We start from the raw sequence: 1016 nt of genomic DNA, 5'->3' as shown, positions 1-1016 counted from the left end.
CGCCGACCGGCGCCAGCAGCGCGTCCAGCTCGCCCACCTCCTCGAGCAGCTCCAGCGCGGCGGTGCCCTGCCCGGCGATGACGTGCGGGTGCTCGTACGGGGGGATCAGGGCCAGGCCGCGCTCGGCGGCCAGCGCCTCGCCGATCGCCACCCGGTCACCGGTGTAGCGGTCGTAGGTGATCACCTCCGCCCCGTACCCGGCGGTGGCCGCCATCTTGGAGCGGGGAGTGTCCTCCGGCATGAGGATCACCGCCGTGCCGCCCAGCTCGCGGGCGGCCAGGGCGACGGCCTGGGCGTGGTTGCCCGAGGAGTAGGCGGCGATCCCCCTGGCGAGCTGCGCGGCCGACAGCCGGGAGACGGCGTTGTAGGCGCCGCGGAACTTGAACGCGCCCACCCGCTGGAGGTTCTCGCACTTGAGGAACACCTCCGCGCCGACCAGCGCGTCCAGGGTGCGCGAGCGCAGCACGGGAGTGCGGTGCGCGACCCCCTTCAGCCGGGCCGCCGCGTCGTGCACGTCTTCCAGAGTGACCGGAAGCGGGTTCGTCATGATCGATCCTCCACAGAAGGCCGCCGGGATCCGCCGCCCCCATGCTCCCAGGCCCCCGCCGACCGGTCCTGCGGGGGTGGACGATCCGGATCACGACCGGGCGGTCACCGTCGTTCACGTGATGGCCGCAGCCTTGGTGTCGCTCCAGGTCAACGGGCTCGTCACCGGCCCGCGTGTCTCGGGGGAGGGCTCTATCCAGAAATGACCGCACAGGTCCAGGCGGGCCACGAGCCGTGCTTCCCGTGTGCTCGTGGATCCGGCGGCGCAGTGGGGACATGGGCCTCGGCGGCTGGTGCCGGATGACCGGCGCGCCGGGCCGCCGGTCAGCGGCGGAAGAGACGAAAGAGCCCCCGGCCGGACGGCCGGGGGCTCTTTCGTGTGGTGGGCGATACTGGGATTGAACCAGTGGCCTCTACCGTGTCAAGGTAGCGCTCTCCCACTGAGCTAATCGCCCAAGTCGCGTGCAGCG

Annotated in this window: 1 protein-coding gene and 1 tRNA gene; both read right to left on the bottom strand. The window is 72.2% G+C overall.

What is annotated here, in order from left to right:
- Positions 1–547: pyridoxal-phosphate dependent enzyme (locus IEY93_RS38190; RefSeq protein WP_229691181.1), on the bottom strand; the 547-nt coding region annotated here is incomplete at its 3' end.
- 379 nt (positions 548–926) lie between these two features.
- A tRNA-Val gene (locus IEY93_RS16220) sits at positions 927–1001 on the bottom strand.
- Positions 1002–1016 lie beyond the last annotated feature (15 nt).

Source organism: Sphaerisporangium melleum (assembly GCF_014646695.1).
Classification (GTDB): domain Bacteria; phylum Actinomycetota; class Actinomycetes; order Streptosporangiales; family Streptosporangiaceae; genus Sphaerisporangium; species Sphaerisporangium melleum.
The sequence above is the reverse complement of the archived record's forward strand: the minus strand, read 5'-3'. Positions and strand labels throughout refer to the sequence as shown.